This window comes from Mesorhizobium sp. M0001 (assembly GCF_040324255.1).
Taxonomy (GTDB): domain Bacteria; phylum Pseudomonadota; class Alphaproteobacteria; order Rhizobiales; family Rhizobiaceae; genus Mesorhizobium.
The window spans coordinates 503,794-530,399 of sequence record NZ_JAMYVS010000004.1 but is presented as its reverse complement, the minus strand read 5'-3'; the positions used below and the strand labels follow the sequence as shown (position 1 = coordinate 530,399).

The following is a 26,606-nucleotide window of genomic DNA, read 5'->3' as shown; positions in this document are numbered from 1 at the left end:
GAGCTGATCGTGCCGATCGCCATGGAAGAGAAGCTGCGCTTCGCCATCCGTGAAGGCGGCCGTACCGTCGGTGCCGGCATCGTCGTCACCATCAAAGAGTAATTTGGACTTAAACCGATCTGTCGCGGGCGCAGGATTTGCCCGCGCCGCGCCAGAACAAGGAAGTGACGCATGAACGGACAGAATATCCGCATCCGCCTGAAGGCGTTTGATCACCGCGTGCTCGACGCCTCGACGAAAGAAATCGTGTCGACGGCCAAGCGCACCGGAGCAAACGTCCGCGGCCCCATTCCGCTGCCGACGCGGATCGAAAAGTTCACGGTCAACCGGTCGCCTCACGTCGACAAGAAGAGCCGCGAGCAGTTCGAGATGCGCACGCACAAGCGTCTGCTCGACATCGTCGATCCGACCCCGCAGACGGTCGATGCTTTGATGAAGCTCGATCTGGCCGCCGGTGTCGACGTCGAGATCAAGCTCTAAGGGAATGAGAGCGCGGTAAGGGGCGGTGCCCCTGGCCCGGAACTCTAAAGGAATTGAACCGATGCGTTCAGGTGTGATTGCAAAGAAGGTGGGAATGACCCGCATCTATAATGATGCCGGGGAACATGTTCCCGTCACCGTTCTCCAGATGGAGAACTGCCAGGTCGTGGCTCAGCGCACGCAGGAGAAGAACGGCTATACGGCCGTCCAGCTCGGCGTTGGCCTTGCCAAGGTGAAGAACACGTCGAAGGCGATGCGCGGCCATTTCGCGACCGCTTCCGTCGAGCCGAAGGCGAAGGTCGCCGAGTTCCGCGTCTCCGCCGACAACATGATCGATGTCGGCGCCGAGATCACCGTCGAGCACTTCGTCGCCGGCCAGAAGGTCGATGTGACGGGCACGACGATCGGCAAGGGTTTCCAGGGCGTCATCAAGCGCCATCACATGGGTGGTGGCCGCGCGACGCACGGTAACTCGGTTTCGCACCGTACGCACGGTTCGACCGGCCAGCGTCAGGATCCGGGCAAAGTGTTCAAGGGCAAGCATATGGCTGGCCACATGGGCGACACCCGCGTCACCACACAGAATGTCGAGATCGTTTCGACCGACGCCGATCGCGGCCTGATCCTGATCCGCGGTGCGGTTCCCGGATCGAAGGGCGCCTGGATCCTGGTCCGCGATGCGGCCAAGGTGGCACTGCCGGCCAATGCGCCGAAGCCTGCCGCGATCCGCCCGGTTGCTGCAGCGAGCGCTGCCACGAACGAGGCTCCGGCCGCAGAGGGAGCAGAATAATGGATCTCAAGATCACAACGCTTGGCGGCAAGGACGCCGGCAAGGTGAAACTCTCCGAGGAGATTTTCGGCCTTGATCCGCGCGAGGACATCCTGCAGCGCGTCGTGCGCTGGCAGCTGGCCAAGCGCCAGCAGGGCACGCACAAGGCCAAGGGCCGCGCCGAAATCGCGCGCACCGGCGCCAAGATGTACAAGCAGAAGGGTACGGGCCGCGCCCGTCACCATTCGGCACGCGCTCCGCAGTTCCGCGGCGGCGGCAAGGCCCACGGCCCGGTCGTTCGCAGCCACGAGCACGATCTGCCGAAGAAGGTGCGCGCTCTGGGCTTGCGGCATGCTCTCTCGGCCAAGGCCAAGAGCGCGTCGATCATCATCATCGACGAGCTGAAGCTGACCGAGGCCAAGACGAAGGCGCTGATCGCGAATTTCGCGACGCTGGGCCTGACCAACGCCTTGGTGATCGGCGGTGCCGAGCTTGACCAGAACTTCAAGCTGGCGGCGACCAACATCCCGAACATCGACGTGCTGCCCATCCAGGGCATCAACGTCTACGACATTCTGCGCCGCGGCACGCTGGTCCTTTCGAAGGCCGCCGTCGAGGCTCTCGAGGAGCGCTTTAAATGACCGACCTCCGTCATTACGACGTGATCGTCTCGCCGGCGATCACCGAAAAGTCGACCATGGCTTCCGAGAACAACCAGGTTGTTTTCAACGTCGCCAAGAAGGCGTCGAAGCCGGAAATCAAGGCTGCTGTCGAAGCGCTGTTTGGCGTCAAGGTTACGGCCGTGAACACGCTTGTCCGCAAGGGCAAGATCAAGCGCTTCCGCGGCACGATCGGCCGCCAGAGCGACGTCAAGAAGGCGATCGTGACGCTGGCCGACGGCCAGTCGATCGACGTCGCGACGGGTCTCTGAGCTAGGCCGCGAGGACAGAAACATGGCACTTAAAAAATTCAACCCGGTAACGCCGAGCACCCGCCAGCTGGTCATCGTCGACCGCTCGGGCCTCTACAAGGGCAAGCCCGTCAAGGGCCTGACCGAAGGCCTGACCAAGTCGGGCGGCCGCAACAATCACGGCCGCATCACGGCCCGCTTCATCGGCGGCGGTCACAAGCGTTCGTACCGCATCATCGACTTCAAGCGCCGCAAGTTCGACGTCGTCGGCACGGTCGAGCGCATTGAATACGATCCGAACCGCACCGCCTTCATCGCGCTGATCAAGTATGACGATGGCGAGCTGTCCTACATCATCGCTCCGCAGCGCCTTGCCGCCGGCGATAAGATCGTGGCCGGCGAATCGGTCGACGTGAAGCCGGGCAATGCGATGCCGCTGGCCTCGATGCCGGTCGGCACGATCGTCCACAACATCGAGCTGAAGCCGGGCAAGGGCGCCCAGGTTGCCCGCTCGGCGGGTGGCTACGGCCAGCTGGTCGGTCGCGACCAGGGCATGGCGATCCTGCGCCTCAATTCGGGCGAGCAGCGTGTCGTTCACGGCTCCTGCATGGCCACCGTCGGCGCCGTGTCGAACCCCGACCACGGCAACATCAACGACGGCAAGGCCGGCCGCACGGTCTGGCGCGGCAAGCGCCCGCACAATCGCGGCGTGACCATGAACCCGGTCGACCATCCGCATGGCGGTGGTGAAGGCCGCACCTCCGGTGGCCGTCATCCGGTCAGCCCGTGGGGCAAGCCGACCAAGGGCAAGAAGACGCGGTCCAACAAGGCGACCGACAAGTTCATCCTGCGCTCGCGCCATCAGCGCAAGAGCTAAGAAGAGGTAACGCCAAGTGACTCGTTCTATTTGGAAAGGCCCCTTCATCGACGGCTACCTTCTCAAGAAGGTGGACAAGGTTCGTGAAGGTGGTCGCAATGAGGTGATCAAGATGTGGAGCCGTCGCTCCACCATCCTGCCGCAGTTCGTCGGCTTCACCTTCGGTGTCTACAACGGCCAGAAGCATGTTCCCGTCTCGGTGAACGAGGACATGGTCGGTCACAAGTTCGGTGAATTCGCTCCGACCCGGACCTATTACGGTCACGGCGCGGATAAGAAGGCGAAGAGGAAATAATCATGGGCAAGGCCAAAGCTCCGCGCAGGCTTGCTGACAACGAAGCGCGCGCCGTTCTGCGCACGATCCGTATCAGCCCGCAGAAGCTGAACCTGGTTGCCGCGCTGATCCGCGGCAAGAAGGTCGCGACAGCGCTTTCCGATCTCGAATTCTCGGCCAAGCGGATTTCCGGCACGGTCAAGAAGACGCTGGAATCGGCGATCGCCAACGCGGAAAACAACCACGACCTTGACGTCGATGCGCTGATCGTGGCGGAAGCCTATGTCGGCAAGTCGATCGTCATGAAGCGGTTCCATGCTCGTGGCCGCGGTCGCGCCAGCCGTATCGAAAAGCCGTTCTCGCACCTCACGATCGTCGTTCGTGAAGTCGAAGAAAAAGGGGAGGCCGCATAATGGGCCAGAAAGTCAATCCGATCGGTCTGCGCCTCGGCATCAACCGCACCTGGGATTCGCGCTGGTTCGCGAACACCGGCGAGTACGGCAAACTGCTGCATGAGGACATCAAGATCCGCAAATATCTTGAAAAGGAACTCAAGCAGGCTGCGATTTCGAAGGTCGTGATCGAGCGCCCGCACAAGAAGTGCCGCGTCACCATCCATGCGGCGCGCCCGGGCCTGATCATCGGCAAGAAGGGCGCCGACATCGAAAAGCTTCGCAAGAAGCTGATGGAGATGACGAAGTCCGAGACGCACTTGAACATCGTTGAAGTGCGCAAGCCGGAAATCGACGCGACCTTGGTCGCCCAGTCGATCGCCCAGCAGCTCGAGCGTCGTATCGCCTTCCGCCGCGCCATGAAGCGCGCCGTTCAGTCGGCCATGCGCCTGGGCGCCGAAGGCATCCGCATCAACTGCGCCGGCCGTCTCGGCGGCGCCGAGATTGCGCGCATGGAATGGTACCGCGAGGGCCGCGTGCCGCTGCATACGCTGCGCGCCGATGTCGACTATGGCACGGCCGAAGCGCACACGGCTTACGGCATCTGCGGCGTCAAGGTCTGGGTGTTCAAGGGCGAAATCCTCGAGCACGATCCGATGGCTTCGGAGCGTCGCGCGACCGAGGGTGATGCTGCGCATGGCGGTGGTGGTGATCGCGAACGCGGTCGTCGTCGCGAAAACGCCTGATTATTTAGGAATTTGGAGTTAGAACGATGCTGCAGCCAAAGCGCACAAAGTTCCGCAAGCAGTTCAAGGGCCGTATCCATGGTACCGCAAAGGGCGGCACCAACCTGGATTTCGGTGGTTTCGGGCTGAAGGCGCTTGAGCCGAACCGCGTCACCGCGCGTGAGATCGAGGCGGCCCGCCGCGCGATCACTCGTGAGATGAAGCGTGCCGGCCGCGTGTGGATCCGTATTTTCCCTGATGTGCCGGTGACGTCGAAGCCGACCGAAGTGCGCATGGGCAAGGGCAAGGGCGCTGTCGATTACTGGGCGGCGCGCGTCAAGCCGGGCCGCATCATGTTCGAGATCGACGGCGTCAACGAAGAAACCGCCCGTGAGGCGCTGCGTCTCGGCGCGGCCAAGCTCTCGGTCAGGACGCGCTTCGTACAGCGCATCGCAGAATAAGGACGGGCTGATCATGAAAGCCGAAGACATCCGGACCAAGACCCAGGACCAGCTGACCGACGATCTGGCCAGCCTGAAGAAGGAGCAGTTCAACCTGCGCTTCCAGAAGGCCACCGGCCAGCTCGAGAAGACCGCGCGCGTGCGGCAGGTTCGCAAGGACATTGCGCGTATCAAGACCATCGCTGCGGAAAAGTCCGCGGCCAAGAAGGCTTAAGGACGAAAATCATGCCAAAGCGCATTCTGCAGGGCACTGTCGTCAGCGACAAGAACGAGAAGACGGTAGTCGTCAAGGTCGAACGGCGCTTCACGCATCCCGTGATGAAGAAGACCGTGCGCATGACCAAGAAGTACAAGGCGCACGACGAGAACAACGCCCACAAGGTCGGCGATCAGGTGTTCATCCAGGAATCGAAGCCGATTTCAAAGGATAAGCGCTGGATCGTCGTGTCTTCGGACCAGGCGTAACAAACCGAATTTTGGACAGACCGGGGAGGGGCTTTGAGCCCGTCCCGTTAGAAGAGAAGAAGGCGGCCAGTCATGATTCAGATGCAAACAAACCTCGACGTCGCGGATAATTCAGGCGCCCGTCGTGTCATGTGCATCAAGGTGCTGGGCGGCTCGAAGCGGAAATACGCTTCCGTAGGCGACATCATCGTGGTGTCGATCAAGGAAGCCATTCCGCGCGGCCGCGTTAAGAAGGGCGATGTGATGAAGGCGGTCGTGGTTCGCACGGCCAAGGACATCCGCCGCCCGGACGGCAGCGTGATCCGTTTCGACAAGAACGCGGCCGTTCTCGTCGACAACAAGAAAGAGCCGATCGGCACGCGTATCTTCGGACCGGTTCCGCGCGAACTCCGCGCCAAGAACCACATGAAGATCATCTCGCTCGCGCCTGAAGTGCTGTAAGGAGCCGGACCAATGCAAAAGATTAGAAAAGGCGACAAGGTCGTCGTGCTGGCCGGCAAGGACAAGGGCCGTTCGGGCGAAGTCCTTTCGGTTCAGCCGAAGGAAGACACCGCGCTGGTGCGCGGCGTCAACATGATCCGTCGTCACCAGAAGCAGTCCCAGTCCCAAGAGGGCGGGATCATCACCAAGGAAGCGCCGATCCAGCTGTCGAACATCGCGCTGGCCGACCCCAAGGATGGCAAGCCGACCCGCGTCGGCTTCATCTTCCAGAAGGACGGCAAGAAGGTGCGCGTCGCCAAGCGCTCGGGAGAAGTCATCAATGGCTAAGGCTCAAACCACGAAGCCCAAGGCTGAAAGCAAACAGTCCAAGGCCCAGAACACGCCGCGCCTCAAGCAGGTCTACAACGAGACCATCCGCAAGGCGCTGCAGGAGCAGTTCGGCTACGAGAACGAGATGCAGGTTCCGCGCATCGACAAGATCGTGCTGAACATGGGCGTCGGCGAAGCGACCGCGGATTCGAAGAAGCCTTCGATCGCGGCCGAAGACCTGGCGATGATCGCCGGCCAGAAGGCCGTCGTCACCCGCGCCCGTAATTCGATCGCCGGCTTCAAGGTCCGCGAGAAGATGCCGATCGGCGCCAAGGTCACGCTGCGCAAGGAACGCATGTACGAGTTCCTCGACCGTCTCGTGAACATCGCACTGCCGCGCGTCCGCGACTTTCGCGGACTGAATCCGAAGAGCTTCGATGGCCGTGGCAACTACGCCATGGGCATCAAGGAACACATCGTGTTCCCGGAGATCAACTACGACAAGGTTGATCAGATCTGGGGCATGGACGTCATCGTTTGTACGACTGCGAAGACGGACGACGAAGCCAGGGCATTGCTCAAGGCCTTCAACTTCCCCTTCCGCCAGTAACGGCAGCGAGAAAAGGAAAAATCTGAAATGGCAAAGACCAGCTCAGTCGAGAAGAACAACAGGCGCCGCAAGCTTGCCGACCAGTACGGTCCCAAGCGCGCAGCGCTCAAGGCGATCATCATGGACCAGTCCAAGCCGATGGAAGAGCGTTTCCGCGCTCAGCTGAAGCTTGCTGCCCTGCCGCGCAACTCGGCCAAGATCCGCATCCGCAACCGCTGCGAAGTTACCGGCCGTCCGCGCGCCTATTATCGCAAGCTCAAAGTATCGCGCATCGCGCTTCGTGATCTCGGCAATAACGGCCAGATCCCGGGCCTGGTCAAGTCGAGCTGGTAAGGAGGACATAACATGTCATTGAGCGATCCTCTCGGCGATATGCTGACCCGCATCCGCAACGCGTATGGCCGTAAGAAGTCGAGCGTTTCGACGCCGGCCTCGCGCCTGCGTACCCGCGTCCTCGACGTGCTGAAGGCTGAAGGCTATATCCGCGACTACAGCCAGACCGACTTCGACAACGGCAAGTCCGAAATCGAAATCGAGCTGAAGTATTTCGACGGTGCTCCGGTCGTGCGCGAAATCGCCCGCGTCTCGAAGCCTGGCCGCCGCGTTTACGTCTCGGCCAAGTCGATCCCGCACGTCGCCAACGGCCTCGGCATCGCCATCCTTTCGACGCCGAAGGGCGTGATGGCCGATCACGAAGCACGCGAACAGAATGTCGGCGGCGAAATCCTCTGCCAGATTTTCTAATTCGGCAGACCTGAAACAAGAGAAGTGACGAGGACAACCAAATGTCTCGTATTGGAAAGAAACCCGTTTCGCTGCCGCAGGGCGTGACCGCGACCGTCAACGGCCAGACCGTGACGGCGAAGGGCCCCAAGGGCGAGCTGAAGTTCGTGGTGAACGACGAAGTGCTGGTCAAGATGGAAGGCAGCGAAATCGCTGTCCAGCCGCGCGACCAGACCAAGACCGCCCGCTCCAAGTGGGGCATGTCGCGCACGCAGATCGTCAACATCCTGCAGGGCGTCAAGGACGGTTTCGAGAAGAAGCTCGAGATCACCGGCGTCGGCTATCGCGCGGCACTCCAGGGCAAGAACCTGCAGCTGGCGCTTGGCTTCAGCCACGACGTCGTTTACGAGACGCCGGCCGGCATCACGATCACCGTGCCGAAGCCGACGGAAATCACCGTGACCGGCATCGACAAGCAGCAGGTCGGCCAGGTTGCAGCCGAGATCCGCGAGTATCGCGGTCCCGAGCCCTACAAGGGCAAGGGTGTCCGCTATGCCGGCGAGAAGATCGTCCGCAAGGAAGGCAAGAAGAAGTAGTAAGCCTGGCCCCGAAAAGTTGCAGACTTTTCGGAAAAGGCCAAGCCAAAGAAGTGCAACGCCGCGGGGAGCGGTCGCGGGAGGCGCTTTCGCCTACCGCACATGGCGGCCCCCGTTTTTTGAAGGCAAGGAAGACTATCATGGCTACCAAGGAATCCATCCAGCGCCGCGCGCAGCGCGTCCGCCGCCAGATCAAGAAGGTCGCCGGCGAACGTCCGCGTCTCTCGGTTCACCGCACGTCGAAGAACATCTACGTGCAGGTCATCGACGACGCCAAGGGCCATACCATCGCGGCTGCATCGACACTCGAGAAGGACCTCAAGGGTTCGCTCAAGACCGGCGCCGACACCGAGGCAGCAGCCGCTGTTGGCAAGCTGATCGCCGAGCGTGCTTCGAAGGCCGGCGTCAAGGAAGTCGTCTTCGACCGCGGCGCCTACATCTATCACGGCCGCGTCAAGGCGCTGGCCGAGGCTGCCCGTGAAGGCGGTCTGAGCTTCTAATTGCCTGTTCCCGAACCGAAGGTCAGCGCAGCAAAAAGTTGCAGACTTTTCGGACAAGATCATGCAAGGAAAAATAACTCGCCCCCGGTGACCCAAAGAGGCGCACCGGATTTTATCAGCAACCGTGCTTCCGGAAAAAAACAAGGAACAGGATATGGCACAGGAACGTAGGGATGGCGGCCGCGGCCGCGATCGTGAAGAACGCGATGACGGCATGGTGGACAAGCTCGTCCACATCAACCGTGTCGCCAAGGTCGTCAAGGGCGGCCGTCGCTTCGGTTTTGCAGCACTCGTCGTCGTCGGCGACCAGAAGGGCCGCGTCGGCTTCGGTCACGGCAAGGCGCGCGAAGTGCCGGAAGCGATCCGCAAGGCAACCGAGTCGGCCAAGCGCGACATGATTTTCGTGCCGCTGCGCTCGGGCCGCACGCTGCACCACGACGTCGAAGGACGCTGGGGCGCCGGACGCGTGCTGCTGCGCGCTGCCAAGCAGGGTACCGGCATCATCGCCGGCGGCCCGATGCGCGCTGTCTTCGAGACGCTTGGCATGCATGACGTGGTCGCCAAGTCGATGGGTTCGTCGAACCCCTACAACATGGTTCGCGCCACATTCGACGCGCTAAAGAGCCAGATGCATCCCAAGGATGTGGCTGCTGCGCGCGGCATCAAGTATTCGACCCTTCAGGCCCGCCGCGGCACCGCCGTTGCGGCTGAAGAATAGTCGATCTGACCAGGGATTTTGACCATGGCCAAGAAAGCAACCAAGACCATCACCGTTGAGCAGATCGGTTCGCCGATCCGCCGCCCGAAGGAACAGCGCGCAACGCTGGTCGGCCTCGGCCTCAACAAGATGCACAAGCAGCGCACGCTGGAGGACACTCCCTCGGTGCGCGGCATGATCGCTGCCGTCCAGCATCTCGTCCGCGTCGTGGACGAGGGCTGAGCAAAAGCGCAGGAGAACCCAGATGAAACTCAACGATCTGCGTGACAAGGACGGCGCGACGCACTCCAAGAAGCGTCTCGGCCGTGGCATCGGCTCCGGCTCCGGCAAGACCGGCGGTCGCGGCGTCAAGGGCCAGAAGGCGCGCTCCGGCGTTGCCATCAACGGCTTCGAGGGCGGCCAGATGCCGCTCTATCGGCGCCTGCCGAAGCGTGGCTTCAATAACATCTTCGCCAAGAGCTTTGTCGTCGTGTCGCTGGCTCGTATCCAGACGGCGCTCGATGCCAAGAAGCTCGACGCCAAGGCGACCGTGACGGCCGAGGCACTCGTTGCCGCCGGCGTCATCCGCCGCGTCAAGGACGGCGTGCGCATCCTCTCGGACGGCGAGCTCAAGGCAAAGCTTGCCTTCGACGTCGCCGGCGCCTCCAAGGCCGCGATCGAGAAGATCGAAAAGGCCGGCGGTTCGGTCAAGCTGCCGGAAGCGGCAGCGGAGTAACGGCAATTTGAAGCGCGGCCGGCAGGAACGGTATCCGTTTTTGTTCACGATTGCGCTTTGATCCGATCAATTAGGCGGCCGCGTCAACGCGGCCGCTTGCATGTTTAGAGCCCGGAGCTTATCTCGTGAGCTTCGGTGCCACGCGCCGCCTGAGCTGCGGGCATCGAGCGTGACATACAAATCAAAGAAGTAGCGCATGACGTTGTCCGAAAACCGCTTCACACTTTTCGGCATCATGCTCTAGCGGAGAATCAGGCATGGCTTCGGCTGCTGAACAACTAGCCTCGAATCTGAATTTTGCGGCTTTCGCCAAGGCGGAGGACCTGAAGAAGCGAATCTGGTTCACCGTCGGCGCGCTGCTCGTCTATCGCCTCGGCACCTATATCCCGCTGCCCGGCATCAATCCGGATGCATTCGCGCAGGCCTTCTCTTCGCAGGCCAAGGGCGTGCTCGGCATGTTCAACATGTTCGCCGGCGGCGCCGTGCAGCGCATGGCGATCTTCGCGCTCGGCATCATGCCTTACATCTCAGCCTCCATCATCATGCAGCTGATGACCTCGGTCATTCCGTCGCTGGAGGCGCTGAAAAAGGAAGGCGAGCAGGGCCGCAAGGTCATCAACCAGTACACGCGCTACGGCACGGTACTCCTGGCGCTGGTGCAGGCCTACGGCATTTCGGTGGGCCTGGAAGGCGGCAACGGCATCGTCAACGATCCCGGCATGTTCTTCCGCATCTCGACCGTCGTCACGCTGGTTGGCGGCACCATGTTCCTGATGTGGCTGGGCGAGCAGATCACCGCCCGCGGCATCGGCAACGGCATTTCGCTGATCATTTTCTCCGGCATCGTCGCCGGCCTGCCGCGCGCCATCTCCGGCACGCTGGAGCTCGGCCGCACCGGCGCTCTATCGACCGGGCTGATACTCGCGATCATCGTGCTGGCCATAATCGTCATCGCGCTGATCGTGTTCTTCGAGCGCGCGCAGCGCCGCCTGCTGATCCAGTATCCGAAGCGCCAGGTCGGCAACCGCATGTTCCAGGGCGATACCTCGCATCTGCCGCTGAAGCTCAACACGTCGGGCGTCATTCCGCCGATCTTCGCGTCGTCGCTGCTTTTGCTGCCGGCAACGGTCGCCGGCTTCTCGCAGACGACAAACCTGCCGGCCTGGGCAAGCACCGTGCTCGCCTCGCTCGGCCACGGCCAGCCGCTCTACATGCTGTTCTATGCGGCAATGATCGTGTTCTTCGCCTTCTTCTACACGGCCATCGTGTTCAATCCGAAGGACACCGCCGACCAGCTCAAGAAGCATTCCGGCTTCATTCCGGGCTACCGTCCGGGTGAGCGCACCGCCGATTACATCGACTATGTCCTGACGCGCATCACCGTCGTCGGCGCCATCTATCTGGTGCTGGTGTGCCTGCTGCCCGAGTTCCTGATTTCGGCGACTGGCGTACCATTCTACCTCGGTGGCACATCGCTTCTGATCGTGGTCAGTGTAACCCTCGATACGGTGGCGCAGATCCAGGGTCACCTGATCGCGCACCAGTATGAGGGCCTGATCAAGAAGTCGAAGCTGCGCGGGGGGAAGAAGGCCAGATGAGATTGATATTGCTTGGGCCGCCAGGAGCGGGCAAGGGGACGCAAGCACAAAGACTGGTAGAAAAATACGGCATACCGCAGCTGTCGACGGGCGACATGCTGCGGGCCGCCGTACAGGCCGGCACTGAAGTCGGCAAGCGCGCCAAGGCGGTGATGGATGCCGGCGAGCTGGTTTCCGACGCCATTGTCAACGCGATCGTGGCCGAGCGCATCGACCAGCCCGATTGCACCAACGGTTTCATCCTCGACGGATATCCGCGCACGCTGGTGCAGGCTGATGCGGTTGAATCGATGCTCGCCGAGCGCGGCATTGGCCTCGATGCCGTGATCGAGTTCGTCGTCGACGACAAAGCGTTGGTCGGCCGCATCGTCAAGCGCGCCGACGACGCCAAGGCCGCCGGACAGCCGGTGCGCAAGGACGACAATCCGGTGGTGTTCGAAGAGCGCCTGCGGGAATATTACAAGAAGACGGCGCCGCTGATCGGCTATTATTACGCCAAACGCTCGCTTAGGAGTGTCGACGGCATGGCTCCTGTCGACACCGTGACGGCGGAGATTGAAGCGCTGCTCGCGGCGGTGACGCGGGAGACCGTTACGGTAAAGTAAAGATTGCGCTTGACTGGAACGGTTCGCTGGGTTATGGCGGCCCGTCTTCCTATCAGGCATGAGGCTTGCTTGTCCGCAAGGGCAAGGCAGCCGCATTGAAACTAGGGAACTCCCGCAAGGGCCGGCCTCCACCGGACGCGGGGTAATTTGAACAGCGCCGCGCATGCCTTGTTTTGAAGGCCGGCCGGTCCCACATGGAGAAGAGAAGAATATGGCTCGTATAGCCGGCGTCAACATTCCGACCAACAAGCGCGTCGTCATTGCGCTTCAGTACATTCACGGCATTGGCAAGAAGTTCGCCCAGGAGATCGTCGACAAGGTCGGCATCCCGGCCGAGCGCCGCGTCAACCAGTTGACCGACGCGGAAGTGCTGCAGATCCGCGAGACCATCGACCGCGACTACCAGGTCGAAGGCGACCTGCGCCGCGAAGTGTCGATGAACATCAAGCGTCTCATGGACCTCGGCTGCTACCGCGGTCTGCGTCACCGCCGTTCGCTGCCGGTTCGCGGCCAGCGCACGCACACCAATGCACGCACCCGCAAGGGCCCGGCCAAGTCGATCGCCGGCAAGAAGAAGTAAGTGAGCGAATAGCGAGTAGCCATTAGCGAGTAGGGGTCCCTATTCGCTAGTCCCTATTCACTACTCGCTTTCAAAGGTGGAGCCGCTGGCATTACGGCGGTGTAGAGATCAACTGAAAGGACTATCATGGCCAAGGACGCCGCTCGTGTTCGCCGTCGCGAACGCAAGAACATCTCGTCGGGCGTTGCCCACGTCAATTCGACCTTCAACAACACGATGATCACCATCACCGACGCGCAGGGCAATTCCATTGCCTGGTCGTCGGCCGGTGCCCAGGGCTTCAAGGGTTCGCGCAAGTCGACCCCGTTCGCCGCCCAGATGGCTGCCGAAGACGTCGCCAAGAAGGCCCAGGAACACGGCATGCGCATGCTCGAAGTCGAGGTCTGCGGACCCGGCTCCGGTCGTGAATCGGCGCTTCGCGCCCTGCAGGCGGCCGGCTTCACCATCACTTCGATCCGTGATGTGACGCCGATCCCGCACAATGGCTGCCGCCCGCGTAAGAAGCGCCGCGTCTAAGACATTACCGAACGCCGCGTGAGCGCCTCAAGGCGCTCCTCCACGGCACTCCAGGTCGCCCGCCACGATTGGATGGTGGCGGGTCAACGGAAGGAAAGCATCATGATCCAGAAAAATTGGCAGGAACTGATCAAGCCGAACAAGATCGAGTTCTCGTCGAAGAAGAAGACGCTGACCACGCTGGTCGCCGAGCCGCTCGAGCGTGGCTTCGGCCTGACGCTCGGCAACGCGCTGCGCCGCGTGCTTTTGTCTTCGCTGCGCGGTGCGGCTGTCACCGCCGTGCAGATCGACGGCGTTCTGCATGAATTCTCGTCGATTGCCGGCGTGCGTGAGGACGTGACCGACATCGTCCTCAACATCAAGGAAATCGCCATCCGCATGGAAGGCGATGGTCCCAAGCGCATGGTCGTTCGCAAGCAGGGCCCGGGTGCGGTTCTGGCTGGCGACATCCAGACGGTTGGCGACGTCGAGATCCTCAACCCCGACCACGTCATCTGCACGCTGGACGAGGGCGCTGAAATCCGTATGGAATTCACAGTCGACACCGGCAAGGGTTACGTGCCGGCAGACCGCAACCGCGCCGAAGACGCGCCGATCGGCCTGATCCCGGTCGACAGCCTGTATTCGCCGGTCAAGAAGGTCTCCTACAAGGTCGAGAACACCCGCGAGGGCCAGGTTCTCGACTATGACAAGCTGACCATGACCATCGAGACCGACGGTTCGATCTCGGGCGAGGACGCGGTGGCATTCGCTGCCCGCATCCTGCAGGACCAGCTTGGCCTGTTCGTCAATTTCGACGAGCCGCAGAAGGAAGTCGCCACCGAGGCCGTCACCGAGCTCGCCTTCAACCCGGCGCTGCTCAAGAAAGTGGACGAGCTCGAGCTTTCGGTGCGTTCGGCCAACTGCCTGAAGAACGACAACATCGTCTACATCGGCGATCTCATCCAGAAGACCGAAGCCGAGATGCTGCGCACCCCGAACTTCGGCCGCAAGTCGCTGAACGAGATCAAAGAAGTGCTCGCGGCGATGGGCCTGCACCTCGGCATGGAAGTGCCGGACTGGCCGCCGGAAAACATCGAAGACCTCGCCAAGCGTTACGAAGACCAATATTGAGCATGAAGTCCAAGGATCGGCGGCGTGGGCCGCTCGATCCGACGGTCATGCGGAAAACCATCAGAGGCCGTGGCCTCTTGAACAACTGAAGGAAAAGAGCCATGCGCCACGGTTTTAAAGGCCGCCGCTTCGCCCGAAGCATTAGCCATCGCAAGTCGATGTTCGCCAACCTCGCCGTGTCGCTGCTCGAGCATGAGCAGATCGTCACCACCCTGCCGAAGGCGAAGGATTTGCGTCCGATCGTCGAGAAGCTGGTGACGCTCGGCAAGCGCGGCGACCTGCATGCGCGCCGCCAGGTCATTGCCCAGATCGGCAATGAAGGCGTCGTCAAGCGTTTGTTCGACACGATTGCGCCGCGCTACGCCGACCGCAACGGCGGCTATCTGCGCATCATGAAGGCGGGCTTCCGCCACGGCGACAATGCCGCCATGGCGGTCATCGAGTTCGTCGACCGCGACACCGACGCCAAGGGCGCCGGCGACCGCGCCCGCCTCGAAGCCGAAGGCGCCAACGAGGAAGCCACTGCCGCATAAGGCTCGGTTTTTCAGGAATGACTTCAAGGGGCCTTCGGGCCCCTTTTTGTTACCGGCGTCCTACGTTTAGCGTGTCTTACGTTTAGCGAGTAAGCATCAGGTAGTCGCGACCGCTAAGCAGATTCCAATTGAAGGCGCCGGGGATCTCTTCGAACGCCGGTTGGGGATAGGAATAGATACTGTCGAGGGTGGCGCGGGAATCTATATCGCTGACCACTCGCGACACGTTGGAATTGGTCAGGTATTTTTGGGCGTCCCCATCTTCGATGAAGTCTGTATCGACTCGGAAATGAATCTGAACGGGACCCGCGCAGATGTTCAGCAATATTTCGTCGCTCAAGGCGGCGTAGAACACCGCTGCCTCTTCTGGAGCCCAAAGGCCGGCAGTCAAGAATTCCGAAGGTGTCGTCTCTCCACTGAACCCATCCAATGAGAGCACAAGGCGATCGGTGAGAACCTCAAAATCACCTTCGAGATAGCCCGCTTCTTCGATCTGAAACCAGTTCATCCAATGAGGTGCTTCTTCATCAAAGGAAATTTCGAGCTTTCCGAAAGTCCAATAGACCGGAATCGTCTCTGCATGTTCAGTGATCCAGCCGTCAGGCGGACCTAGCATACCGGCGATGTCGATCATTTTCAGAGAAGGGAAAACAGGCCCAAAAGTGCCGGTCTTCAAAAAGTCACGGAATGACAGGAGTTGTTTTTTCATGAGGGCCGACGAAGGTTTTCAGTTTCAAGTCGACCTATAGCTGCTTTGATGCCCAAAATAATCGTATTTCAGCGGCTTAGCCTTTCATTTTGCACAATCGTCGGGACAATGCCCCCGAACTTGCCTTGGAGGATTCGCGAATGCGCGCCAACCGACTGTCTCTTGTTCTGCTCTTCGCCATGATGGCGTTCGCAGCCGCGCCGACAGTCAGGCAGGCTCTGGCCGAGGACGCCGCCAAGCCAGCCGATCCGGGGCTCTCCGATGTGCTGACCGACCTCCTGCATGGCGTCGAAGGCGAGAACGGCACCTCCGGTCCCGACAAGCGCGTGCCGTTCGGCCGCGAAGAGGTACAGCTGTCGTTTGCGCCCCTGGTCAAGCAGACGGCGCCGGCGGTGGTCAATGTCTATGCTTCGCAGACGGCCAAGGTCACGTCGCCCTTCGACGGCGATCCGTTCTTCGAGGAATTCTTCGGCCGCGCGCAGCCGCGCGCGCAATCATCGCTCGGCTCGGGCGTGCTGGTCGATCCAAGCGGCGTCGTCGTCACCAATTTCCACGTGATCAAGGATGCCGACGAGGTCAAGGTCGCGACCGCCGACGGGCGCGAATTCACCTCGAAGGTCATGCTCAAGGACGAGACGCTTGACCTCGCCGTGCTCAAGATCAACTCCGACAAGCCCTTTCCGGTGATCGCCATCGGCGATTCCGACGCGCTCGAGGTCGGCGACCTGGTGCTGGCCATCGGCAATCCGTTCGGCGTCGGCCAGACCACCACCAGCGGCATCGTGTCGGCGCTTGCCCGCAGCCATATCGGCGTTTCGGATTCGGGCTACTTCATCCAGACCGACGCCGCCATCAATCCCGGCAATTCCGGCGGCGCGCTGATCAACATGGGCGGCCAGCTGGTCGGCATCAACACCGCCATCTACAGCCGCAGCGGCGGCTCGATCGGCATCGGCTTTGCCATCCCGGCCAACATGGTGCGCGCCTTCGCCGACGCGGCCAAGGCCGGGCTCGATTTCTTCGAGCGGCCCTATATAGGCGCCGAGTTCGAAGCGGTCACACCGCAGATCGCCGAATCGCTTGGCATGGAGAAGCCGACCGGCGCGCTGGTGTCGTCGGTCGAGGAAGCCGGACCGGCGGCCAAGGCAGGGCTGAAGCCCGGCGACGTCGTGCTGCAGCTCAATGGCACGACCGTCGAAGGCATCGAGGCGCTGGACTACCGCATGGCGACCCTGTCGATCGGCACCAAGGCGACCTTCGCCATCCTGAGCAAGGGCCAGCAGGCGACGATGGAGATTGCACTGGAGCGCGCGCCGGAAGGCGCCAAGGCGTCGGAAGTGACGCTGCATGGCCGCAGCCCATTCTCCGGCGCCAAGGTCGCGGAACTGTCGCCCAGGCTCGCCCAGCGGCTTGGCCTGCGCACCGACCTCAAGGGCGTCACCGTGGTCGACATCAACCGCGATTCGCCGGCTGCCGATTTCGGCTTCCAGCCCGGCGACATCGTGCGCGAGGTGAACGGCAGCACCGTCGATACGGCGGCGACACTGGCGCAGCTTGCCCAGCAGGATACGCGCTGGTGGCGCTTTACCGTCGAGCGCGGCGGGCAGATACTGCGCCAGGTGTTGCGTTACTGAGGCGATCTTCCCATTTCTGAGGATCGTGCTCCAACCAGAAGACCTAGATGGCCGATCTGTTCAGCGTCGATGAACCGGAAAGAGCGCCGCCCGGCCGGCCTTTGGCCGATCGGCTGCGCCCGAAAAACCTTGGCGAGGTCGTCGGCCAGGAGCATCTGACCGGCCCCGACGGCGCACTGACGCGGCTCATCAACTCCGGTTCGCTCGGCTCGATGATTTTCTGGGGGCCACCCGGCACCGGCAAGACTACCGTTGCGCGGCTGCTGGCCGGCGAGACCCGTCTTGCTTTCGAGCAGATATCGGCGGTGTTTTCCGGCGTCGCCGACCTGAAGAAAGTGTTCGAAGCAGCGAAGCTGCGCCGCACCAATGGCCGCCAGACGCTGCTGTTCGTCGACGAGATCCATCGCTTCAACCGTGCCCAGCAGGACTCTTTCCTCCCGGTCATGGAGGATGGAACAGTTGTTCTGGTCGGCGCCACCACCGAAAATCCATCGTTCGAGCTGAACGCCGCGCTTCTGTCGCGAGCGCGGGTGCTGGTGTTTCACTCGCTGGGCGAGGACAGCATCGCCAAGCTGATGACGCGGGCGGAGGAGACGGAGGGCAGGGCGCTGCCGCTCGACGACGAGGCGCGGGCGATGCTCATCCGCATGAGCGATGGCGACGGCCGGGCCTCGCTGACGCTGGCGGAGGAAGTCTGGCGCGCCGCCAAACCCGGCGAGGTTTTTGATCCCGAAGGGTTGCAGCGCATCGTGCAGCGCCGCGCGCCGATCTATGACAAGGGCCAGGACGGTCACTACAATCTGATCTCGGCGCTGCACAAGTCGGTGCGCGGGTCCGATCCGGACGCGGCGCTTTATTATCTTGCCCGCATGTTCGACGCCGGCGAGGATCCGCTCTATCTCGGCCGCCGGCTGGTGCGCATGGCGATGGAGGATATCGGGCTGGCCGACCCGCAGGCGCTGGTTATCGCCAACGCCGCCAAGGACGCATACGACTACCTCGGCTCGCCCGAAGGCGAACTGGCCTTCGCCGAGGCCACCGTCTATCTCGCCACCGCGCCCAAATCCAACGCCGTCTATACCGCCTTCAAGGCAGCCACGCGGGCGGCGAAGGAGTTCGGTTCGCTGCTGCCGCCCAAGCACATCCTCAACGCGCCGACCAAGCTGATGAAAGAGGAGGATTACGGCGCCGGCTACCGCTACGATCACGACCAGCCCGATGCCTTTTCCGGCCAGGACTATTTCCCCGAAAAGATGGGCCGGCAGACCTTTTACGATCCGCCCGAACGCGGCTTCGAGCGCGATATCAAGAAACGGCTGGACTATTGGGCAAAGCTGCGCAGCGAGCGGGAAAAATAGGCGCGCGGGACAAACGGGACGAACTCGGCCTGCCCGCGATGAACTGAAATTCTGTCCCCGCCAGTCACAGCAGTGTGATTGTACCGCATGACAAAAAGCCCTATCACGTCGCATGACTCGGCCGGGAGGCTGCCAGGACGGGCGATAATTCGGAACGGGGACAGCGCGCCGCGCGAACAGAAATGACAAAATCCCTTCGCAAGACGCTTCGCCAGGCTGTGATTGCTGTCCCGCTGCTCGCGCTCGGCTTCTATTTCATTCCGATCCTGACCACGATCTGGATCGTCTGCGGCCTGATCGATGTGCTGCGCAACGCCAGCAAGGATCTGTCGCTGTTGCGCGGCTATTTCCTCGGCAATGGCATCTTCACCTGGCTGCTGTCGCCCTTCAATCTGCTGGTGGACCTCGTTTGCTACCGCAACCCGGGTGTGTGGAAGCTGGAGCAGTTTCCTGCCGATTATCAGCGCGAGGTCAACGAGGTTCTTGACGTCTTCAAGGCGCGCAAGGACGAGATCATCGCCGATATCGACGCCAATTTCGGCACCGGTCGTCGCGGCATGTATGTCTATCAGTGGTACGGCAAGCACCGGATCGACAATGTCGCAGAATTCAACAAGGATTTCAAATACATCAAGACCATTGCCGTGTCTGTCTTCAGAGGCAAGGAATCGACTTCCTGGCATTTCGGACCGCTGCGGCTCAGCCTGCGCATCCTCTACAATCTCTTGCCGGTGAAGGCAGAGGTTTTCGTCGAATGCAACGGCGCCAGGAATTACTGGCACGACAACCCACTCTATATTTTCGACGACACGCTGCTGCACCGCTCGGTCAACGAGTATGACGGACGCCGCTACTGCGTGTTCATGGACATCATCCGCCCGTCGCCGTTCCCCGGCTTCATCGCCGGACTTCTGGCCATCGTTTCGGTCACCGTCGAGCGCATCAATTCCATGTTCTACAAGAACTGGAAGATGATCGGCTCGAGCAAGGCAAAGAAGGTCGAGACGACCTGAGGCGTTGGCCTGAAGGGATTGGGCATGTTCAATCTGCTTCTCGTTGTGGTCGGCGGCGGCATCGGCGCCGGCATCCGCCACCTTACCAACATCGGCGCCTTGCGCCTCGTCGGCCCCAACTACCCCTGGGGGACGATGGCGATCAACATCGTCGGCTCCTTTGCCATGGGGCTGTTCATCGCCGCGCTGATGCGGCGCGGCGGTTCCAATGAGCTCCGGCTGTTCGTCGCCACCGGCATCCTTGGCGGCTTCACCACCTTCTCCGCCTTTTCGCTCGATTTCGCGACCCTGTGGGAGCGCGGAGCGACGCTGCCGGCGTTGGGATATGCGCTGGCCAGCGTCGTTGGCGCCATTATCGCCCTGTTTCTGGGACTTTGGCTCGCAAGAACCGTTTCATAGTGTTATTGCCCCGACCTGGAGCACGCCGCATCCTCTGGACGCGCTGCAGAAACTTTGATCTTGCGCATGATCCTTTCCGAAAGCCGGAGTAGATTTTCGGGGTCACGCGCTAGAAACGGATAAAGCGAAAATCATGGCAGGCGTAGAACAGATCACGGTGGAGGCCGGCGAGGCGGGCATGCGGCTCGATCGCTGGTTCAAGACCCATTTCCCCGGTCTCGGCTTTGGCCATCTGCAGAAGTTGCTGCGCTCGGGCCAGATCCGCGTCGATGGCGGCCGGGTCAAGGCCGACAGCCGTGTCGAGCCCGGCCAGGTGGTGCGTGTGCCGCCGCTCGAGGTCGACAAGAAGGGCGAGAGTGCGCTTACGGGTTACTCGATCCGCAACCAGGGCGACGCCGATGTGCTGGCCAAGATGCTGATCCACGAAGATCCAAAAGTCTTCGTCTTCAACAAGCCGGCGGGCCTGGCGGTGCAAGGCGGCTCGGGCGTCACCCGCAATGTCGACGACATGCTGGAGGCCTGGCGCAGCCAGAAGGGCGAGAAGCCGCGCCTGGTGCACCGGCTCGACCGCGACACGTCGGGCGTGTTGGTGGTTGCCCGCACCAGGCTTGCGGCGATGAAGCTTTCCGAGTCATTCCGGGCGCGCGAGACCAAGAAGACCTATTGGGCGCTGGTCAAGGGCGTCCCGCCCAAGCGTGAGGACAAGATCTCGACCTGGCTGATCAAGGAACCGACCGAGGACGGCGACCGCGTGCGCGTGGCAGCCCATGGCGAAAAGGGCGCCGACCACGCCGTGTCCTACTACCGCATCATCGAGCAGGCGGCTCAGACGATGACCTGGCTGGAAATGGAGCCGTACACTGGCCGCACCCACCAGCTGCGCGTTCATGCCGCCTATATCGGCTGCCCGATCCTTGGCGACCCCAAATATTTCGAGGCCGACACCAACTGGGACTTTCCGGGCGGCATTCAGAACCGCCTGCATCTGCATGCGCGCCGCATCGTCATTCCGCACCCGGACAAGGGCGTCATCGACGTAACCGCGCCGATGCCGCCGCATATGCGCCAGAGCTGGAACCTGATCGGCTTCGACGACGCCAGCGCGGAGGACTGACATTGGCCGTTGCCTCGGCATTGGATCGCCGCGATGCGGTCGATCTGGCGGCTGCTTCCATCATGGTCGGGCTGACCTTTTCCTGGGGGCTGAACTATGTCGCCGCCAAGATCCCCTATGCCGGCTTCGATCCGGTTTTCGTCTCGATCGCACGTTCGATCATCGGCGGGCTCTGTGTGCTCGGCTGGTGCTGGCTGCGCGGCATCAGGCTGTTTAAGGCCGACGGGTCGCTTGTCGCCGGCATCATCGTCGGCGTGCTGTTCGGCGTCGAGTTCCTGTGCCTCTATATCGGGCTGGAATACACGACCGTTGCCCGCAACACGCTGCTGGTCAACACCATGCCGTTCTGGGTCCTGATCGGCGGCCATTTCCTGCTCGGTGAGCGTATCAACGCGCGCAAGCTTGGCGGGCTCGTTCTCGCCTTCTGCGGCCTGGTGGCGGTGTTTTCCGACGGGATTGCCGGCGGCACCGAGATGACCTTGATGGGCGATCTGCTCAGCCTCGGCTCCGGTATCCTGTGGGCGGCGACCAGCATCGTCATCAAGCGTTCGAAACTGGTCGAGACCAGTGCCGAGAAATTGCTGCTTTATCAGTTGGCCGGTGCGGCCATTGTCGGTGTCCTGGTGATGCCTTTCGCCGGCCCGCCGATCCGCGCGGTCAGTGCCTTGCCGGCATTGGCGCTGCTGTTCCAGTCGCTCTATATAGTTGCCTTCACCTATGTGCTGTGGTTCTGGCTGCTCAGGCGCTATCCGGCATCGGGCCTGTCGAGCTTCGCCTTCCTGTCGCCGGTGTTCGGCGTCCTCTGCGGCGCTATCATTCTTGGCGAGGCGCCAACGACCAGGATCTTTGTGGCGCTTGGGCTGATCGCAGTCGGCCTGATCATCGTCAACCGGCCGGCGCGCAAGCAGGTACCTGGATAGAAAGTTCGACCATGCGTGACATCCTCAACGACCTCGAAGCGGGAAAGCATCTGTCCGATCCGGATCCGGTCCGCCGCGCGCAGATCCAGATGAAGACGCACCTGCCGAAGCGCTTCTACAAGGACGTGTCGGTCGCAGCTGTGGAGGACGGTTTTGCCGTCCATCTCGACGGCAAGCCGGTGCGCACGCCGGGCAAGGCGCTGCTGGCGCTGCCGACCGAAAACGCCGCCGCCCTGGTCGCCAATGAGTTCGCTGCACAGGGCGAGACCATCGACCCGGTCACGATGCCGGTGCTGCGTCTGGTCAACACCGCCATCGACGGCGTCGCCAGCGACCCGCAGGCGGTGCTGGAGGACGTCTTGCGCTTCGCCTCGTCCGATCTGACCTGCTACCGCGCCGACGCGCCACAGGGGCTGGTCGAGCGGCAGAACCAGCATTGGGATCCGGTGATCGACTGGGCGAGAGCGACATTAGGGGCTCGGTTCAATCTCGCCGAGGGCATCATCCATGTCGAGCAGCCGCGCGAGAGCATCGCAGTGCTCGGCGCTCATCTTGCCCAGCGTGCCGAGCCGCTGCGGCTGGCCGCAATCCATGTCATGACTTCGCTGACCGGGTCGGCGCTGCTGGCGCTGGCGGTCGATTACGGCGCGCTCGATGGCGACGCGGCTTGGGCCGCCGGCCATGTCGACGAGGACTGGCAGATCGAGCATTGGGGCCAGGATGCCGAGGCTGTCGCACGCCGCTCGGCCCGCAAACGCGACATGATGGCGGCCGTCGGCCTGCTCGATGCGCTGAAGACCTGATCCTCGGCCTTTGCCGCACTGCACCTAATACCAAAGTCATAAACCCAAGGTCTGTCTGCCTCCGGCGGTCGCTTTCTGTCATTTTTTACGCTGATGGCTGGTTTGAGTCGCGTTCAGAGGGAACGCCGACGATGACGCCCAGCGTCGAAGGCAGACGATTCACGGGAGGACAGTTCAATGGCATTGGCATCGACCGCCGGCGGAGCCAGCCGCGGCATGACACGAGAGGAGAAGAAGGTCATCTTCGCCTCCTCGCTGGGCGCGGTTTTCGAATGGTATGATTTCTATCTCTACGGAGCGTTGGCCGGCGCGATCGGCTTGACCTTCTTCAACTCGTTTCCCGAAAGCACCCGCTACATCTTCACGCTGCTGGTCTTCGCCGCCGGCTTCATCGTGCGCCCGTTCGGCGCGCTGGTGTTCGGCCGCATCGGCGATCTCGTCGGCCGCAAATACACATTCCTTGTCACCATCATGATCATGGGTCTGTCGACTTTCCTTGTCGGCCTGCTTCCGGGTTCAGAGACACTGGGCATTCTGGCGCCGATCCTGTTGATCGCGCTGCGCATGCTGCAGGGCCTGGCGCTTGGCGGTGAGTACGGCGGCGCCGCGACCTATGTCGCGGAACATGCGCCGGATGACCGTCGCGGCTTCTACACGTCATGGATCCAGACGACGGCGACGCTCGGCCTTTTCCTGTCGCTGATTGTCATCCTGCTAGTGCAGAATTCGGTAAGCAAGGACGCCTTCAACGCCTGGGGATGGCGCATTCCGTTCCTGGTCTCGGCTATCCTGCTCGGCATTTCGGTCTGGATCCGGCTGTCGCTTTCGGAATCGCCGACCTTCCTGCGCATGAAGGAGGAGGGCAAGAGTTCCAAGGCGCCGCTGTCGGAAGCCTTCGGCCAATGGAAAAACGCCAAGATCGCCATCCTGGCGCTGTTCGGCCTCACCGCCGGTCAGGCCGTGGTCTGGTACAATGGTCAGTTCTACGCACTGTTCTTCCTGGCCAATGTGCTCAAGGTCGACGCGCAGTCGGTGAACATCATGATCGCCATTGCGCTGGCACTCGGCACGGGCTTCTTCGTCTTCTTCGGCTGGCTGTCCGACAAGATCGGCCGCAAGCCGATCATCATGGCCGGCCTTGCGCTGGCGGTCGTCACCACCTTCCCGCTGTTCAAGGCGTTGACCTGGGCCGCCAATCCGGCGCTCGCCACCGCGCAGCAGAACACGCGCGCCACGGTGACGGCGGCTCCGGGAGACTGCAACTTCCAGTTCAATCCGACCGGCACGCGCGTACCGGTCAGTTCGTGCGATATCGCGACCGATTTCCTTGCCAAGAACTCGGTGCCTTACGACATCGTCTCGACGGCGGCGGCGGGGACCCCGGCGAGTGTCATGATCGGCAGCGAAACCGTGGCGTCTTATGATGCCAAGGCCGCGGGCGACAAGAAGGCTGCCAGCGACGCTGCCTTCAAGAAGGGTATCAACCTCGCGCTTCAGGGTGGCGGTTATCCGCTGAAGCGTGCTGCCGCCAAGGTTGCCGACCAGAAGCTCGACGCCTTTGTCGCGGCCAATCCTGAACTGAAGCTCGACGCGGCAGCCATCCGCGCCGGCGAAAAGACCGCAGTCCCGACCGAACAGGCGATCAAGGACAAGGTGCTGACCAAGGACGAAGCCGCGGGCGCCACCGAGGTGACCGTCTACAGCGTTCCGGCAGCGGGCGCCTTCGCGATGTTTGCCGACCCCGCACAGGTCAACTGGGCAAAGGTCATCGGCATCCTGTTCATCCTGGTCCTCTACGTGACCATGGTCTACGGGCCGATCGCGGCGATCCTGGTCGAGATGTTCCCGACACGCATCCGCTACAGCGGCATGTCACTGCCCTATCACATCGGCAATGGCTGGTTCGGCGGCCTGCTGCCCGCGATCGTGTTCGCGTTCAGCGCCTACAAGGGCGATATCTATTACGGCCTTTGGTATCCGGTGGTGATCGCGGCGGTGACGCTGATCATCGGCATGATCTTCGTCAGGGATACGCTCGGCACCGACCTGCATACCAAGCAGTAGCCGACGGCTCTGTATCAAACAAAAAACCCGGCGCGAGCGATCGCGCCGGGTTTTGATTTGTGGGCCTGTTCGATCTATCAGCGCGGAAGACGCCTAGCTCTTGCGAGGCTGTTCGGCGTCCGCAATGGCGGCCTCATGATACCAAGCCTCGCCATAGTCAAGCGGCTGATCGCGCGGCGAAGCAAGCTCTGCCGCAAACTTGGCCTTTACGCCTAAATTTGAGGCAGATGCACGCGATGCCGCCGGGAACATCAGGATTTTGGCCGACGGACGAGCTGAGGTGATTTCCATGGTCGGTCTCCTTTCTTCTGGAGAGGCTCTTCGATTCATCTTTCCATCAAGGTAGGTCCTGCAATCCTTTTAGGCAAGATGCCTAAAGAAAGATCGGCATTTGCCTGTTATTTAAGCAAATTCTGCCTTTGATTGATCCGGGCGCATTGCTTAGGCGGCTTGCCATCACCGGCGGGATGAAAGGGCATTTTTGCCGCACCCTGACCAACTGAAGTGGCACACGATTTGCATTTTATCGACCGGCAGCTGGGCTGCTGGATGGCTCGGCGCGCCGGCGTCATCCAGGTTCGGTGATCAAGCAACGAGAGGCTCTAGAATGACGAAATACAAGCTCGAGTATATCTGGCTCGATGGTTACACGCCGGTCCCCAATCTTCGCGGCAAGACCCAGATCAAGGAGTTCGCCGAGTTCCCGACGCTCGAGCAGCTGCCGCTGTGGGGCTTCGACGGTTCTTCGACGCAGCAGGCCGAAGGCCACAGCTCCGACTGCGTGCTGAAGCCGGTGGCCGTATTCCCGGACCCGGCCCGCAGCAATGGCGTGCTGGTGATGTGCGAAGTGATGATGCCCGATGGCGTGACGCCGCATGTGTCCAACAAGCGCGCCACCATCCTCGACGACGAGGGCGCCTGGTTCGGCTTCGAGCAGGAGTATTTCTTCTACAAGGACGGCCGTCCGCTCGGCTTCCCCGAGAGCGGCTATCCGGCGCCGCAGGGCCCGTACTACACCGGCGTCGGCTATTCGAATGTCGGCCCGATCGCGCGCCAGATCGTCGAGGAGCATCTCGACCTCTGCCTCGCAGCAGGCATCAACCATGAAGGCATCAACGCCGAAGTGGCCAAGGGCCAGTGGGAATTCCAGATTTTCGGCAAGGGCTCCAAGAAGGCTGCCGACCAGATGTGGATGGCCCGCTATCTCTTGCAGCGCCTGACCGAAAAATACGAGATCGACATCGAGTATCACTGCAAGCCGCTCGGCGACACCGACTGGAACGGCTCGGGCATGCACGCCAACTTCTCGACCGCCTATATGCGCGAAGTCGGCGGCAAGGCCTATTTCGAAGCGCTGATGGCTCAATTCGACAAGAACCTGATGGACCACATCGCCGTCTACGGCCCGGACAACGACAAGCGCCTGACCGGCAAGCATGAGACCGCGCCGTGGAACCGCTTCAGCTACGGCATCGCCGACCGCGGCGCCTCGATCCGCGTGCCGCATTCCTTCGTCAACAATGACTACAAGGGCTACCTGGAAGACCGCCGCCCGAACTCGCAGGGCGACCCCTACCAGATCGCTTCGCAGATCCTGAAGACCATCGCGGAGGTTTCGACCAGCGCGCAGGTCTCGGCTGCTGCTTGAGCATCTATAGCGGCGCAGGCTTCATAAGCCTGCG

At 61.9% G+C, this 26,606-nt stretch carries 39 protein-coding genes; 37 read left to right on the top strand and 2 right to left on the bottom strand.

The window, feature by feature from the left end; genetic code table 11:
• The 28 genes from NKK50_RS15480 to rplQ form a co-directional block, all read left to right on the top strand.
• On the top strand, positions 1–102 hold a 102-nt coding region (locus NKK50_RS15480; protein WP_152536282.1), incomplete at its 5' end, for an EF-Tu C-terminal domain-related protein.
• Positions 103–171: 69 nt separating this feature from the next.
• The gene (rpsJ, locus tag NKK50_RS15475; RefSeq protein ID WP_010909272.1) at positions 172–480 is read left to right on the top strand and encodes a 30S ribosomal protein S10; all 309 of its coding nucleotides are present in this window, start codon (positions 172–174) and stop codon (positions 478–480) included.
• 61 nt (positions 481–541) lie between these two features.
• Positions 542–1,270, top strand: coding sequence for a 50S ribosomal protein L3 (rplC, locus tag NKK50_RS15470; RefSeq protein WP_023691244.1), 729 nt, complete (start codon positions 542–544; stop codon positions 1,268–1,270).
• Positions 1,270–1,890 carry a 50S ribosomal protein L4 gene (gene rplD, locus NKK50_RS15465; protein WP_023672750.1) on the top strand — a complete coding sequence of 207 codons (621 nt, stop codon included), beginning with the start codon at positions 1,270–1,272 and terminating at the stop codon, positions 1,888–1,890. Before rplC ends, rplD begins: the two co-directional genes overlap by 1 nt.
• Positions 1,887–2,180: a 50S ribosomal protein L23 gene (locus tag NKK50_RS15460; protein ID WP_023672751.1), complete on the top strand. Its 294-nt coding sequence runs from the start codon at positions 1,887–1,889 to the stop codon at positions 2,178–2,180. Before rplD ends, NKK50_RS15460 begins: the two co-directional genes overlap by 4 nt.
• Positions 2,181–2,202: 22 nt before the next feature.
• Positions 2,203–3,036, top strand: coding sequence for a 50S ribosomal protein L2 (gene rplB, locus NKK50_RS15455; RefSeq protein ID WP_023706515.1), 834 nt, complete (start codon positions 2,203–2,205; stop codon positions 3,034–3,036).
• 16 nt (positions 3,037–3,052) lie between these two features.
• Positions 3,053–3,331 carry a 30S ribosomal protein S19 gene (rpsS, locus tag NKK50_RS15450; protein WP_006205463.1) on the top strand — a complete coding sequence of 93 codons (279 nt, stop codon included), beginning with the start codon at positions 3,053–3,055 and terminating at the stop codon, positions 3,329–3,331.
• Positions 3,332–3,333: 2 nt separating this feature from the next.
• Complete coding sequence (gene rplV / locus NKK50_RS15445; RefSeq protein WP_006205462.1) at positions 3,334–3,723, top strand: 50S ribosomal protein L22; 390 nt, start codon at positions 3,334–3,336, stop codon at positions 3,721–3,723.
• Entirely contained in the window at positions 3,723–4,448 is a 726-nt protein-coding gene (rpsC, locus tag NKK50_RS15440) for a 30S ribosomal protein S3 (RefSeq protein WP_023672753.1), read from the top strand. Before rplV ends, rpsC begins: the two co-directional genes overlap by 1 nt.
• 26 nt (positions 4,449–4,474) lie before the next feature.
• Complete coding sequence (gene rplP, locus NKK50_RS15435; RefSeq protein WP_006205460.1) at positions 4,475–4,888, top strand: 50S ribosomal protein L16; 414 nt, start codon at positions 4,475–4,477, stop codon at positions 4,886–4,888.
• Between the two features lie 13 nt (positions 4,889–4,901).
• Positions 4,902–5,102 (top strand): 50S ribosomal protein L29, encoded by a 201-nt coding sequence (rpmC, locus tag NKK50_RS15430; protein ID WP_006205459.1) that lies wholly within the window; start codon positions 4,902–4,904, stop codon positions 5,100–5,102.
• 11 nt (positions 5,103–5,113) lie between these two features.
• Positions 5,114–5,353: a 30S ribosomal protein S17 gene (gene rpsQ, locus NKK50_RS15425; RefSeq protein WP_010909280.1), complete on the top strand. Its 240-nt coding sequence runs from the start codon at positions 5,114–5,116 to the stop codon at positions 5,351–5,353.
• 72 nt (positions 5,354–5,425) lie between these two features.
• Positions 5,426–5,794, top strand: a complete 369-nt coding sequence (gene rplN / locus NKK50_RS15420; RefSeq protein WP_006205457.1) for a 50S ribosomal protein L14 — start codon at positions 5,426–5,428, stop codon at positions 5,792–5,794.
• 12 nt (positions 5,795–5,806) lie between these two features.
• Positions 5,807–6,121, top strand: coding sequence for a 50S ribosomal protein L24 (gene rplX / locus NKK50_RS15415; RefSeq protein ID WP_013531428.1), 315 nt, complete (start codon positions 5,807–5,809; stop codon positions 6,119–6,121).
• On the top strand, positions 6,114–6,713 hold the full coding sequence (gene rplE / locus NKK50_RS15410) for a 50S ribosomal protein L5 (RefSeq protein ID WP_023672755.1): 600 nt from the start codon (positions 6,114–6,116) through the stop codon (positions 6,711–6,713). The genes rplX and rplE overlap by 8 nt, the downstream gene beginning before the upstream one ends.
• Before the next feature lie 27 nt (positions 6,714–6,740).
• A complete protein-coding gene (rpsN, locus tag NKK50_RS15405; RefSeq protein WP_010909282.1) occupies positions 6,741–7,046 on the top strand; it encodes a 30S ribosomal protein S14 in 306 nt (101 codons plus the stop codon).
• A gap of 12 nt (positions 7,047–7,058) precedes the next feature.
• The gene (rpsH, locus tag NKK50_RS15400; protein WP_006205453.1) at positions 7,059–7,457 is read left to right on the top strand and encodes a 30S ribosomal protein S8; all 399 of its coding nucleotides are present in this window, start codon (positions 7,059–7,061) and stop codon (positions 7,455–7,457) included.
• 41 nt (positions 7,458–7,498) lie between these two features.
• Positions 7,499–8,032: a 50S ribosomal protein L6 gene (gene rplF / locus NKK50_RS15395; RefSeq protein WP_023682603.1), complete on the top strand. Its 534-nt coding sequence runs from the start codon at positions 7,499–7,501 to the stop codon at positions 8,030–8,032.
• Between the two features lie 140 nt (positions 8,033–8,172).
• Complete coding sequence (gene rplR / locus NKK50_RS15390) at positions 8,173–8,532, top strand: 50S ribosomal protein L18 (protein WP_023682602.1); 360 nt, start codon at positions 8,173–8,175, stop codon at positions 8,530–8,532.
• Between the two features lie 154 nt (positions 8,533–8,686).
• Positions 8,687–9,250 (top strand): 30S ribosomal protein S5, encoded by a 564-nt coding sequence (gene rpsE, locus NKK50_RS15385; RefSeq protein WP_006333394.1) that lies wholly within the window; start codon positions 8,687–8,689, stop codon positions 9,248–9,250.
• A gap of 24 nt (positions 9,251–9,274) precedes the next feature.
• Entirely contained in the window at positions 9,275–9,472 is a 198-nt protein-coding gene (rpmD, locus tag NKK50_RS15380; RefSeq protein WP_006205449.1) for a 50S ribosomal protein L30, read from the top strand.
• 22 nt (positions 9,473–9,494) lie between these two features.
• Entirely contained in the window at positions 9,495–9,965 is a 471-nt protein-coding gene (rplO, locus tag NKK50_RS15375) for a 50S ribosomal protein L15 (RefSeq protein WP_023672760.1), read from the top strand.
• Positions 9,966–10,222: 257 nt separating this feature from the next.
• A complete protein-coding gene (gene secY, locus NKK50_RS15370) occupies positions 10,223–11,563 on the top strand; it encodes a preprotein translocase subunit SecY (protein ID WP_023672761.1) in 1,341 nt (446 codons plus the stop codon).
• Positions 11,560–12,168, top strand: coding sequence for an adenylate kinase (locus NKK50_RS15365; RefSeq protein WP_023701778.1), 609 nt, complete (start codon positions 11,560–11,562; stop codon positions 12,166–12,168). Before secY ends, NKK50_RS15365 begins: the two co-directional genes overlap by 4 nt.
• A gap of 211 nt (positions 12,169–12,379) precedes the next feature.
• Entirely contained in the window at positions 12,380–12,748 is a 369-nt protein-coding gene (gene rpsM / locus NKK50_RS15360; protein ID WP_006205445.1) for a 30S ribosomal protein S13, read from the top strand.
• A 126-nt stretch (positions 12,749–12,874) separates the two neighbouring features.
• The gene (gene rpsK / locus NKK50_RS15355) at positions 12,875–13,264 is read left to right on the top strand and encodes a 30S ribosomal protein S11 (protein ID WP_023825601.1); all 390 of its coding nucleotides are present in this window, start codon (positions 12,875–12,877) and stop codon (positions 13,262–13,264) included.
• Positions 13,265–13,366: 102 nt separating this feature from the next.
• Entirely contained in the window at positions 13,367–14,377 is a 1,011-nt protein-coding gene (locus tag NKK50_RS15350; protein WP_023682599.1) for a DNA-directed RNA polymerase subunit alpha, read from the top strand.
• 101 nt (positions 14,378–14,478) lie between these two features.
• The gene (rplQ, locus tag NKK50_RS15345; RefSeq protein WP_023691248.1) at positions 14,479–14,910 is read left to right on the top strand and encodes a 50S ribosomal protein L17; all 432 of its coding nucleotides are present in this window, start codon (positions 14,479–14,481) and stop codon (positions 14,908–14,910) included.
• An 82-nt stretch (positions 14,911–14,992) separates the two neighbouring features.
• Here rplQ and NKK50_RS15340 read toward each other — a convergent pair whose 3' ends face one another.
• Positions 14,993–15,619, bottom strand: coding sequence for a hypothetical protein (locus NKK50_RS15340; RefSeq protein ID WP_023752307.1), 627 nt, complete (start codon positions 15,617–15,619; stop codon positions 14,993–14,995).
• Between the two features lie 140 nt (positions 15,620–15,759).
• On the opposite strand from NKK50_RS15340, the gene NKK50_RS15335 reads away from it, so the two are divergent.
• The 8 genes from NKK50_RS15335 to NKK50_RS15300 all read left to right on the top strand — a co-directional run bounded on the left by NKK50_RS15335 (position 15,760) and on the right by NKK50_RS15300 (position 24,924).
• The gene (locus tag NKK50_RS15335) at positions 15,760–17,253 is read left to right on the top strand and encodes a DegQ family serine endoprotease (protein ID WP_023835263.1); all 1,494 of its coding nucleotides are present in this window, start codon (positions 15,760–15,762) and stop codon (positions 17,251–17,253) included.
• Between the two features lie 47 nt (positions 17,254–17,300).
• The gene (locus NKK50_RS15330) at positions 17,301–18,611 is read left to right on the top strand and encodes a replication-associated recombination protein A (protein WP_023738901.1); all 1,311 of its coding nucleotides are present in this window, start codon (positions 17,301–17,303) and stop codon (positions 18,609–18,611) included.
• Between the two features lie 182 nt (positions 18,612–18,793).
• Positions 18,794–19,624: an aspartyl/asparaginyl beta-hydroxylase domain-containing protein gene (locus NKK50_RS15325; RefSeq protein ID WP_023682594.1), complete on the top strand. Its 831-nt coding sequence runs from the start codon at positions 18,794–18,796 to the stop codon at positions 19,622–19,624.
• A gap of 24 nt (positions 19,625–19,648) precedes the next feature.
• Positions 19,649–20,023: a fluoride efflux transporter CrcB gene (crcB, locus tag NKK50_RS15320; RefSeq protein WP_023688419.1), complete on the top strand. Its 375-nt coding sequence runs from the start codon at positions 19,649–19,651 to the stop codon at positions 20,021–20,023.
• A 133-nt stretch (positions 20,024–20,156) separates the two neighbouring features.
• Positions 20,157–21,137 (top strand): RluA family pseudouridine synthase, encoded by a 981-nt coding sequence (locus NKK50_RS15315; protein WP_023672769.1) that lies wholly within the window; start codon positions 20,157–20,159, stop codon positions 21,135–21,137.
• A gap of 62 nt (positions 21,138–21,199) precedes the next feature.
• Positions 21,200–22,057, top strand: a complete 858-nt coding sequence (locus tag NKK50_RS15310) for a DMT family transporter (protein ID WP_502902404.1) — start codon at positions 21,200–21,202, stop codon at positions 22,055–22,057.
• An 11-nt stretch (positions 22,058–22,068) separates the two neighbouring features.
• A complete protein-coding gene (locus NKK50_RS15305) occupies positions 22,069–22,860 on the top strand; it encodes an ATP12 family chaperone protein (RefSeq protein WP_023829996.1) in 792 nt (263 codons plus the stop codon).
• A 177-nt stretch (positions 22,861–23,037) separates the two neighbouring features.
• A complete protein-coding gene (locus NKK50_RS15300) occupies positions 23,038–24,924 on the top strand; it encodes an MFS transporter (protein ID WP_023682590.1) in 1,887 nt (628 codons plus the stop codon).
• A gap of 93 nt (positions 24,925–25,017) precedes the next feature.
• Here the strand turns inward: NKK50_RS15300 and NKK50_RS15295 are convergent, their stop codons facing one another.
• On the bottom strand, positions 25,018–25,215 hold the full coding sequence (locus NKK50_RS15295; protein ID WP_352543610.1) for a DUF2735 domain-containing protein: 198 nt from the start codon (positions 25,213–25,215) through the stop codon (positions 25,018–25,020).
• Between the two features lie 316 nt (positions 25,216–25,531).
• On the opposite strand from NKK50_RS15295, the gene NKK50_RS15290 reads away from it, so the two are divergent.
• Positions 25,532–26,572 carry a glutamine synthetase beta-grasp domain-containing protein gene (locus NKK50_RS15290; RefSeq protein WP_023691256.1) on the top strand — a complete coding sequence of 347 codons (1,041 nt, stop codon included), beginning with the start codon at positions 25,532–25,534 and terminating at the stop codon, positions 26,570–26,572.
• The last annotated feature ends 34 nt before the right edge of the window (positions 26,573–26,606 follow it).